11 protein-coding genes are annotated in these 9,009 nt (G+C 64.3%); 1 reads left to right on the top strand and 10 read right to left on the bottom strand.

Annotated features, from left to right (window positions below; translation table 11 throughout):
- Positions 1 to 9 precede the first annotated feature (9 nt).
- Positions 10 to 429 carry a helix-turn-helix domain-containing protein gene (locus tag BST27_RS29030; protein WP_069422540.1) on the bottom strand — a complete coding sequence of 140 codons (420 nt, stop codon included), beginning with the start codon at positions 427 to 429 and terminating at the stop codon, positions 10 to 12.
- Positions 430 to 792: 363 nt separating this feature from the next.
- On the opposite strand from BST27_RS29030, the gene BST27_RS29025 reads away from it, so the two are divergent.
- Positions 793 to 2,238 (top strand): WS/DGAT/MGAT family O-acyltransferase, encoded by a 1,446-nt coding sequence (locus BST27_RS29025; protein WP_079220251.1) that lies wholly within the window; start codon positions 793 to 795, stop codon positions 2,236 to 2,238.
- An 11-nt stretch (positions 2,239 to 2,249) separates the two neighbouring features.
- Here BST27_RS29025 and BST27_RS29020 read toward each other — a convergent pair whose 3' ends face one another.
- The 9 genes from BST27_RS29020 to BST27_RS34215 form a co-directional block, all read right to left on the bottom strand.
- The gene (locus BST27_RS29020; RefSeq protein ID WP_069422541.1) at positions 2,250 to 2,633 is read right to left on the bottom strand and encodes a DUF5073 family protein; all 384 of its coding nucleotides are present in this window, start codon (positions 2,631 to 2,633) and stop codon (positions 2,250 to 2,252) included.
- The gene (locus BST27_RS29015; protein WP_069422542.1) at positions 2,633 to 3,421 is read right to left on the bottom strand and encodes a heavy metal-binding domain-containing protein; all 789 of its coding nucleotides are present in this window, start codon (positions 3,419 to 3,421) and stop codon (positions 2,633 to 2,635) included. The genes BST27_RS29020 and BST27_RS29015 overlap by 1 nt, the downstream gene beginning before the upstream one ends.
- Positions 3,422 to 3,474: 53 nt before the next feature.
- On the bottom strand, positions 3,475 to 3,669 hold the full coding sequence (locus tag BST27_RS29010; protein WP_069422543.1) for a ferredoxin: 195 nt from the start codon (positions 3,667 to 3,669) through the stop codon (positions 3,475 to 3,477).
- A complete protein-coding gene (locus BST27_RS29005) occupies positions 3,666 to 4,847 on the bottom strand; it encodes a cytochrome P450 (RefSeq protein WP_069422544.1) in 1,182 nt (393 codons plus the stop codon). Before BST27_RS29005 ends, BST27_RS29010 begins: the two co-directional genes overlap by 4 nt.
- Before the next feature lie 51 nt (positions 4,848 to 4,898).
- Entirely contained in the window at positions 4,899 to 5,366 is a 468-nt protein-coding gene (locus tag BST27_RS29000) for a hypothetical protein (protein WP_069422545.1), read from the bottom strand.
- A gap of 55 nt (positions 5,367 to 5,421) precedes the next feature.
- Complete coding sequence (locus BST27_RS28995; RefSeq protein WP_069422546.1) at positions 5,422 to 6,348, bottom strand: metal-dependent hydrolase; 927 nt, start codon at positions 6,346 to 6,348, stop codon at positions 5,422 to 5,424.
- A gap of 94 nt (positions 6,349 to 6,442) precedes the next feature.
- Positions 6,443 to 7,114 (bottom strand): TetR/AcrR family transcriptional regulator, encoded by a 672-nt coding sequence (locus tag BST27_RS28990; RefSeq protein ID WP_069422547.1) that lies wholly within the window; start codon positions 7,112 to 7,114, stop codon positions 6,443 to 6,445.
- 107 nt (positions 7,115 to 7,221) lie between these two features.
- Entirely contained in the window at positions 7,222 to 7,701 is a 480-nt protein-coding gene (locus BST27_RS28985; protein ID WP_079220252.1) for a hypothetical protein, read from the bottom strand.
- 242 nt (positions 7,702 to 7,943) lie between these two features.
- Positions 7,944 to 9,009: hypothetical protein (locus tag BST27_RS34215; protein WP_249025731.1), on the bottom strand; the 1,066-nt coding region annotated here is incomplete at its 5' end.

The raw sequence follows: 9,009 nt of genomic DNA, 5'->3' as shown, positions 1-9,009 counted from the left end.
TCCACTACGCTACAAACGCGGCCCACTCAGAGGCTGCACACCCATAAACCGGTGTGCATCAAACCCGGGGTGGTTCACACCCCCCGACATACGGATGAGTTCGGCGCGTGACGACAAACCGAGCTTGGTGAAGATCTTGCTGACGTGGTAGTCGACGGTACGGGGGCTGAGAAACATCAGGGTTGCGATCGCGCGGTTGGTTTCGCCGCGACTGACGAATCGGGCAATCTGCAACTCCTGCGGCGTGAGCTGATCGACCGTGCTGACATCGCGCTTGCGGGCAGTCGCCCCGGTGGCACGCAGTTCGGTGTCGGCCTGTGCGGCCCAGTTGGTAGCGCCCAGCCGCTGGAAAGTCTCATGCGCCCAACACAAATACTTGCGCGCGTCAGCACGTCGCCGCCGTCGGCGCAGGTTCTCTGCGTAGAGCAACTGGGTTATCCCCGGCGTAGACGAGACGACCGGCGGGTGGGGCGACGGATGCCGGACCTGGACTGCGACGGCACCAGGCTGTACGAGGCGCTGCGCAGCGGACGCTTCCTGCTGGTCAAAAATAATTGTTTGGTTTTTGTGGGGTGTCGGGTATGCACCGCAATCTAGCCGGGGCCAACGGTCGCACCCGGATTTGGTGGCGCCGCGTGCAGCGGCGAACCTGCCGCATTAGCACGGCGGTCACCAACATTTAACGCCAACGCCTTTCCGTGGGGGTGGATCCCGAGGATTCCGCTACCTAAACTCGTTTTTTGGGGATCGGGGCATTCGAAAAATTTCTTCTCGTCGAACGGGCGGGCGACTATGGAACGACTTAGTGGGCTTGACGCATTCTTTCTCTATCTGGAGACGCCCACGCAGCCGCTGAACGTGTGCTGCGTGTTGGAGCTGGACACGTCGACGATGCCCGGCGGGTACAGCTACGCGAGATTCCGCAACGCACTGTCCAAACATGTGCAGGCAGTGCCGGAATTCCGCATGAAACTGGCTGACACCCAGTTCAATCCGGACCACCCGGTATGGGTGGACGACGAGAATTTTGCGCTGCGGCGGCACTTGCACCGGATCGCGATGCCGGCCCCCGGGAGCCGACGTGAACTGTCCGAAATCTGCGGCTACATAGCAGGATTGCCGTTGGATCGCGACCGGCCGCTATGGGAGATGTGGGTCATCGAGGGCTGCGCCCGCGACGACACGGTGGCGGTGATGCTCAAGGTTCACCACGCCTTGGTCGATGGGGTAGCCGGGGCGAACCTGCTGGCCCAGCTCTGCAGTTTGGAGCCCGATGCGCCGGCGCCGCAGCCGGTCACGGGCGCGGGACGGGGTAGTGCGCTGCAGATCGCGGCGAGCGGCTTCATGAATTTCGCGCTACGGCCGCTCAAGCTGGCCAGTGTGGTACCGGCGACCTTGATGACGGTGGCGCAAACCGTGGTGCGAGCGCGCGAGGGTCGCACCATGGCAGCGCCATTTTCCGCACCGCCCACGCCGTTCAACGGGTCGTTGACCAAACAAAGAAATGTCGCCTACACCCAACTCGATATGCGCGACGTCAAACGGGTCAAGGACCGGTTCGGAGTCACCGTCAACGATGTGGTGGTGGCTTTGTGCGCCGGAGTGCTGCGACGGTTTTTGCTCGAACGCGGTGAGCTGCCCGAGGCCCCGTTGGTAGCAACGGTGCCGGTGTCGGTACACGACAAGTCCGACCGGCCCGGCCGCAACCAGACCACGTGGATGTTCTGCCGAGTCGAAAGCCAGATCAGCGACCCCGCCGAGCGCATTCGCACCATCGCCGCCGGGAATGCCGCTGCCAAGGACCACACCGCGGCCATCGGACCCACGTTGCTGCACGACTGGACACAGTTCGGCGGCCAGACGATGTTCGATGCCGCCATGCGCCTCATGCCGCACATCCCGATCGGCAGCAGCCCCGTCTACAACATGATCTTGTCGAATGTGCCTGGGCCGCAGGACAAGTTGTATTTCCTGGGGTGCGGCATCGACACCATGTACCCGCTCGGTCCGCTGCTGGGTAGTGCGGGCCTGAACATCACCGTGATGTCGCTCAACGGGGAGTTGGGCATCGGCATCATTTCGTGCCCCGACCTGATTCCGGACCTGTGGGGGATTGCCGACGGATTCCCGGACGCGCTCAAAGAGTTACTTGAGTGCAGCGATCACCGGTCAGCAGGGCGCGTCGGCGTCACGGCCGCACACGTGGCGGAACCACCAGCTGGACAAGACCTTCAGTAACGTCGGCGACCTCACTGCGAATAGCCGCTACTGGTGGCCAACACCTCGGTCGCCGCGTTGATATTGGGAATTACCGTTGCGCCGTACCGGGCGACGATTTGTCCGAGCGCACGTCCGATGTGCGGGCCCACGGCAGCGGCATCGAGGATTTCCTCGCCGATGACGATGCCGTTCACCAGATGCGCGGCGAGTAGGCGCCCGTCGTGGGCTATTTCGTAACGCCAGTCGCCGATCTGGATGCGCTCGGGATTCGATCGGAACAGCCCGCGTTTCGCCGGCGTGTGGATCACGCCGGGCAAACCGGTGAACACCTTGACGACCAACCCGACCCCGCCGGGGCCGTACAGCGCGGCGGAAATGGTGCGGCTGACTCTGTCGATATCGAAGTCAACCATCAGTTGTCCATGGTCAGGACGAAGGACGGCGTTATGGTTTCGCCGCTGCCGGTGCGGCGTACCGCGGTGCCGGCCGTATAGAACTCCACGGTATGCATTCCCCACGCGTAGTTCGATACGGAGAAGTGCACCCCGACCACCCCGGTCGCACCGTCTCGCTCCGCCTCGGTCTGCATGCGTGACATCGCCAGTTCGCGCGCCTGGTAGTTGCCCTGCGTCCACTGCGGCATTTCCATGTTTCGGCCGATCTGCCTCAGCGTCTGCATGAAGCCCTGCACCGCGATGTGAAACACGCAGTTGCCCATCACGAAAGCCACCGGCGTGAACCCGGATCGCAGCAGCGTCACCATGTCCTGGCCGGACAGGTGGCTGGAGAACGCTTGCCCGTTCGGACGCCGGAACGCCCCCGGCTTCTCGACGTAGCGCACTGCGGTGCCGACCGCCATGAACTCCAGATGTTCACCACCCTCGCCGTGATGGCGCCAGTTGAGCCGGACGCCGACGATCCCGTCCGCCTGGAGAGCGTCGGCTTCGGCCTGCATCCGCGCCATCGCGTTCCAGCGCGCCCGATAGGTCGCCTCGGTCAGAACGCCGAGTTCCTGTTGCTGGCGCATGCCGCTGAACTGGAAGCCGACGTGGTAGACGGACACGCCCATGACCAACTCGATGGGTTCGAAGCCCGCGCCGTGCAGCAGGGCGAACTCGTTGATCGATAAGTCGGAGGTCCATGACTTGTCAGCATGCGACAACCGTTCGCTGGCGATCGGGTCCAACTGGTTGGGTTGCATTGGCGAGCGTCCCTTCTGTGGTTTGCGTCAGCGTACCTAGCAAACTCTGCAATTCACTTACTAAGGGTGATCGCGTCTTCCGGACAGTTCTGCGCGCCGGTGCTGGCGTGCAGTTCCAGTTCGCCGGAGACTTCGGAAACACGCACGATCGAATGCCCAACCTCGTCGGCGTCGAAGATGTCTGGCGCCAGCGTGTAGCAACGTCCATGCCCGACACAACGGTCCGGGTCAACCGACACGTGCGTCATCGCGCCGCAACCGGGAAGGTAAGTGGCAGAGCCTCAACCGAGCGCAGCGCGGCGGTGTACTGCAACTCGGTTCCCGGCTTTATTTGGTAATCCGGTATGCGCCTGTGGAATTCACGCAGTGCCACGCGCAGTTCCATGCGGGCCAGGTGCGAGCCGAGACAGCGGTGCGGACCTCCGCCGAAGGCGCGGTGGCGATTTGGGCTGCGGGCGAAATCCACCAGTTCCGGATCGGGAAACTCCGCCGGGTCGGTGTTTGCCGCTCCCAGCAGCGGACTGACTCTTTCGCCCTTGCTGATCGGGCAGCCACCCACTTCGACGTCCTGCATCGCCACCCGGGCCACCCCGGGCACCGGTGTCTCCCAGCGCAATAGCTCCTCAACGGCGTGCGGCAGGATGTCGGGTTGCTCGACGAGTTGATGACGATGATCAGGGTGACGCGCCAGGTATACGAAGAAGCAGTCCAGCGAGTCGGTGACCGTGTCCAGTCCCGCGATCAGGAACAGGAAGCAGATGTCGAGCAACTCTTCACGGGACAGCGGCCGCCCCTCACTTTCGACGTTCGCGGCGATCATCGCCGACAGCACATCGTCGCGCGGGTTGGCAATGTGCTCGTCGATGGCACGCTCGAAATAGTTGTAGATCTCCTGTGCTACCTGCGCCGAGGCGTCGTGGCGGTCGTCCCAGTTGGTGGCGCCCTCCGGGCGGATCACGCCGTCCTTCCACTGCAGGAACTTGTCCAGGTCATCCAGCGGCAGGCCCAGCAACTGCAGGAACACCGTGCACGGCAGCGGGACCGCGAACTCGGCGTGGAAGTCGCATTCGCCGCGGTCGGCGAACCCGTCGATCATCTCGTTCACCAGCTCGGTGACATGCGGTTCCCGCCGGGCCATTTCCCGCGGCGTGAAAAGAGGGTCCAGGATGCGCCGGTACTTTGCATGCCCTGGTGGATCGACTTGCAACGGAATCAGCGGACGCACATTCCCCAGATCGACGGCATCCATGTTCGACGAGAACAGGTCGGTCCGCTTGAGTGCCATCTCGATGTCGGACAGGCGGCTGAGCACCACCGCTTGCGGCGCCCGAAACACCGGAGTCGACTCGCGCAGTGCCCTGTACATGGGCTGCGGGTCGGCGAGACCCTTGACAGTTTGGTCGACGAAACTTTCAGCCTCTGTCATGTCGTTAGCCTGACACCACACTTGGGTGGTGGGCAATGCCTTGCCGAAAGGTCAGGACTGGTCGGCGCGGTCCCGTCGACGCATTGCCGACACCGCTGCCCGGCCCACGCCTCGAAGCGCGTACACCGCGGTCACCAGCGACAGCACGATCAGCAGGATGAACATTGGCAGCCAGTTGCTCCGGCTGTGACTGACACCGTCCCACCAGACGATCGTGAACAACAGCGCGCAGAGCAGCAGCACGATGTCGCGCCAATTGCCCTGGTAGGACATGGCGGCCTGGCGCAGGGCGCGGCCCCGGTCCGCCGCCTCGATGAGGTCATCGATGCGGGCATTGATCGTGCGCTGCAATTCGGCTCGCCGCTCGGTGGCTTCCGGTGGGAGTTTGTCGAGCAGTTCCATGTCCTGCCTGATCAACGCGCGAAAGTCCGGACCTCGCAGTTGGCCGGCGGCAACTGCCAGCATCACGCCGCCAAAGATTGGCGCACTGTTCATCGCAATCTGTCCCAGCCCCGCCATGTCGACCTCCTCGCTCGGCTGATCGTGAGGCCCATCGTAGAAGTCGCGGAGCGGGTCAATGGATGGCGTTGGCGCCTAACGTGTACCAACGGGCGGCGACCTTGGGGTTTTCGTCGTATTTCTTCAGCCAGCGGCCGGCGAAGGGCGGCAAATTTTCGTACTTGGGATCATGGCCGGGACTCTGGGAGCGGACCAGGCCGGTGATCATCTCGAGGACTTCTCGCCGCGGAACGCCGGCGTAGGTACCCTGTCCCGGCGAGCAAAGCTCGCGCGTCGCCTTCAGCGAGTCTCGAAAGGCGTTGAACGATAGTCCATTCGGAATGAGGCGGCCGAATTGTCCACCATCGCATGGGGGTACGTGCTCTTGGAAGCCGGTGGCGATGATGGACAGAATCTCGCTGATGTGCTTGACGACGCCGCCGATGGTCTTGAGACGGTAGGGATAGCTGTCATGTACGGCGTTGTAAACGAGCAGTGCCGAACTGCGGTGCTCGATCTCTTCGACGAAATGCCAGATGAACAGTGACGCGACCCGCTCGTCACCCGGGCGGAACAGTTTGTCTTCATGGTCGAGAAACACTTTGAAGTAGGGCGTGAATGTGGCCTCGACAACGGCCGGGTAGGCAAGCCGCCACGCGAGCGGCTTGGTGGCGGTGAGGTGATCGAAGGAATCGATGACTTGCTGCATGGTGTCCTGCAGGCCGGGCCAGCGTCGGCTCAGCGCCCGGACGTGGCTCATGTGGGCCGCCGAGTGCTGAGCTTCCTGACGCAGGTAGGCGGTTGCTTCCTCGACGTCCTCCGGCCTGCGCATCAGCGGAATGGCCTCGCGTGTCCCGTCGACAATGAACTTTTCGAATCCTGGTGCAAACAAAGAGATTAGATTGCATAGCATGCCGAACGCGGGCCGTTCGGGCTGCCAATTGAACGGAACGTCGTCGCGCGAGAAGTCGAAGCGAACTCGCCTCACTTGCAGATCTGTCATCCTGGTGCCTCCCAGGGGTGCGCGGCGATGCCCTGACCATACACAGTATGGGCAATGTATGGCCATACTCGCAAGGCCATAGCCATTCCGGGGATCAGGATGCCGCGGACGAACGACGTCTGGTTCGTTGCCGCTCTGGTTCGTGCAAGGGGGACATTGCTCGCGCTAGCTGCGGATAAGCGATCGCGGGCCCAATCCAGCGGGTGAGGTAGCGGCGCAGGTCATCGCCGCTGCGGGGTGGTCGGCCGGGATCGACGAGGAACGAATGCAGCACTCGAAGACAGAACTCGGCCAGTTCGTCTAGGCCGTCCTCGTCAAAACCGTGCTGTACCCAATCGACATCGAATTTGTGCAGCATCGAGCGACCGAATGCCATGCCGGTGTCGGACATGATGGAAACCGTCTGCCCGCCCCCGTTCCTTGGTTTCAGCACCAGATCGAACTGCTTGTCCGCGGCTAGGTGTTCGACGGCGTACACGATTCCCTCGATCATCGCCACGACCGGATCGGTGATGCCCTTGAGGTGCGTCTCCAAATCCTCAAGGAAGCCGTCGGCCGAGCGCATCGCGGTAGCTATCAACAGCTCTTCGGTTCCGGGGAAGTACCGGTAGACGGTCTGGCGCGTGACGCCCAAATCCCTTGCCACGTCTGCGATCCGCATGGCGGAACCGCGCTCATTGATGATCCGGTCGGCCGCGTCCAGGATCCGCTCGATGGCTTCTTCGTCGGAGGCAGGTGTGTTTCCGGACCAGCCATGGCTACGCATGAGGAACCGCCCGCCGATCTTTCATGGCAGGATCATACGGGTTATCCGTCGTGTATGGTCCGATGTCCTGGGCCGTTACAGGGGCCGTTTCAGGACATGGATGCGTGCTACCAGGTGACGCCCATCTGTTGGCAGGATGACAACACGCCGCCATACGCAACGATGCTGTCGGTCCACGCCGCCTCGTCATACTGGGTACCCGGACCGGGACGGACGCTGGCGACAAACATTTGGATGTCATCAACATAGCGCTGCAGCGCGCGGACGGTGAACCGCGGCGGGCTGGCGTGGGCGTCGAGCGTCTGTTGCGTCCGTTGCACCCAGCCTCGGGTATCGGAGACGAACTTCGACAGCGCTCCGTCGCGTTCGGGTGACCCCGCTTCGCCGGTGGCCAAGAATGCGTTGCTGCGGTCGTCGTTCTCCTTCATCAGCGGCCCGATGGCCTGGCACATGGCCTTGTCCGCATCCGTGATGGCCTGCGGGTTGGGCGTAGCCGCCGTAGGGGTGGATGCGGGTTCAGGCTGAGTCACCAGCGACACCACGGCAATCACCAAGGCCGTCACCGCCAAGGCGATCGCGGCAAGCACTCCCGCCGTCGTTTTGGAAGGCCGGCGACGTTGCCACGGTGGCGAACGGAAATTGGTGATTGGGGTGCGCCGCGGGAGCTCCTCGCGAGGTTCGGAGTTGGGGCGCCGAACGTCGTCACGAGGTTGCACTCCGCGACCGAACTCATCCGTTTGGGGAGGACGCGGGTAGCCGCTACCCCCCGGACGAAAAGAGCCCGTTTCACCACTCCGGGTGCTCATCCCTACGTCCTCCTAGCTGATGCCTACGGCGTTGGAATCGGGACCCAGATCCCGTAGAGCCAGAAGCCCCACTGCATGTAGTACGGATCCCATACCGGCACGACCGAGTAGCCCAGGTAGTTCAGCGTGGGCCCCACCCAGCCGGCGGGTGGTGGACCCCAGCGCCAGCCGAAGGGTCGTAGCGATGACCACAGCGGGTTGCCCCATGCGCGTGGGGGCAGTGGCGGAGGCCCCCAGCCCCACGGCGCTCGTCCGAGACCCCACGGTGCCGGACCGCCGAACCACGGCGGCACGTGCAGGTGCAGACCCGGGCTGCGGAACCTCGCATCCCATCGCAAATCGCCAATGATCCCGGGTCCGCGGAAGTCGCCGCGGAACCGCCACGCCGGCCAGCCGTGACCGCGGAATCCCCAGTTCAGGTTGGCCTGGGCGCCGGGGCCCCGCAGGTTGATACCCAAGCCGCCGCGGGGACCCCACCACTTTCCGAAGGGTGGCGCACCGACACCACGGAAATTCGCCCGGAAGTTCCCGGCTGGGATGCCGGGACCGCGCGCACCGACGCGGAAGTCGGCTCGGGGTCCGCCGGGTCCGCGGAACGCGCCGCGGAAGTCGGCTGCGGGTGCTCCCGCACCGCGGAAGTTCGCAACCCTGCCGCCATCTGGCCGACCGGGCGAATGGAATCCGCCGCGTACGTCGGCGACCGAACGTGTCTTGTTGTTCGCGCCACCGCCGGGACCGCCTTTGCCGCCGACTGGTGTGGGGCTGTTGCCGCCGTGTCCGGGGCCGCCACCGGGGCCGCCCTGACCGCCTTGACCTGGGCCGCCGTGGCCGCCACCGGGGCCGCCCTGACCGCCTTGACCTGGGCCGCCGTGGCCGCCACCGGGGCCGCCGCCCTGTCCAGCACCGCCGCCAGGGCCGCCGCCCTGTCCAGCACCGCCGCCGTGGCCGGCTCCTTGTCCGGGACCGCCACCGCCAGCCGGACCGCCGCCAGGGCCGCCGCCCTGTCCAGCACCGCCACCGTGGCAACGTCGCCGGCCTTCCAAAACGACGGCGGGAGTGCTTGCCGCGATCGCCTTGGCGGTGACGGCC

The organism is Mycobacterium intermedium (genome assembly GCF_002086275.1).
Classification (GTDB): domain Bacteria; phylum Actinomycetota; class Actinomycetes; order Mycobacteriales; family Mycobacteriaceae; genus Mycobacterium; species Mycobacterium intermedium.
This window is presented reverse-complemented; position numbering and strand designations above follow the sequence as displayed.

Coding starts and splice junctions, on each gene's coding strand:
- BST27_RS28995 (WP_069422546.1), bottom strand. CDS start 6,348: ATGACAGATCTGCAAGTGAGGCGAGTTCGCTTCGACTTCTCGCGCGAC.
- BST27_RS29010 (WP_069422543.1), bottom strand. CDS start 3,669: ATGACGCACGTGTCGGTTGACCCGGACCGTTGTGTCGGGCATGGACGT.
- BST27_RS29020 (WP_069422541.1), bottom strand. CDS start 2,633: ATGGTTGACTTCGATATCGACAGAGTCAGCCGCACCATTTCCGCCGCG.
- BST27_RS29000 (WP_069422545.1), bottom strand. CDS start 5,366: ATGGCGGGGCTGGGACAGATTGCGATGAACAGTGCGCCAATCTTTGGC.
- BST27_RS29025 (WP_079220251.1), top strand. CDS start 793: ATGGAACGACTTAGTGGGCTTGACGCATTCTTTCTCTATCTGGAGACG.
- BST27_RS28990 (WP_069422547.1), bottom strand. CDS start 7,114: ATGCGTAGCCATGGCTGGTCCGGAAACACACCTGCCTCCGACGAAGAA.
- BST27_RS29015 (WP_069422542.1), bottom strand. CDS start 3,421: ATGCAACCCAACCAGTTGGACCCGATCGCCAGCGAACGGTTGTCGCAT.
- BST27_RS29005 (WP_069422544.1), bottom strand. CDS start 4,847: ATGACAGAGGCTGAAAGTTTCGTCGACCAAACTGTCAAGGGTCTCGCC.